A 427-nucleotide genomic window follows, 5' to 3' on the forward strand; every position below is an offset into this window, starting at 1 on the left:
TCTGGTCCGATTCGATCGTCGTCTCAGGTGATCTGGTCCGTTGGCGCTACTCATGTCACGTGCGATCTCGGCCCGCACGGCGGTGGCACCCCAGGGTCTCGGTGAACAGCACGCGCCACTACGGTGGACCGATGTCATCGATCAAGCAGTTCCAAGTCACCTTCGATTGCGCGGAACCTGAGCGCGTCGCTCGTTTCTGGTGCGAGGTGTTGGGGTACGTCGTACCGCCGCCACCGAAGGGGTTCGCCACTTGGGACGCATTCGATCGCTCGCTGCCGCCTGAGGATCAGGGTTCATGGTTCGCATGCGTTGATCCCTCGGGTGTGGGCCCGCGACTGTTCTTCCAGCGCGTTCCCGAAGGGAAGGTCGCCAAGAACCGGCTGCACCTTGACGTGCGGGTCGGCACCGGACTCGTGGGTGAAGAGCG

At 63.5% G+C, this 427-nt stretch carries 1 protein-coding gene; it reads left to right on the forward strand.

What is annotated here, in order from left to right; translation table 11 throughout:
- Positions 1-131: 131 nt before the first annotated feature.
- A partial coding sequence (locus AC5P1B_RS35865) for a VOC family protein (RefSeq protein ID WP_493892223.1) occupies positions 132-427 on the forward strand: 296 nt, incomplete at its 3' end.

It is taken from the genome of Streptomyces sp. A01 (assembly GCF_059026195.1).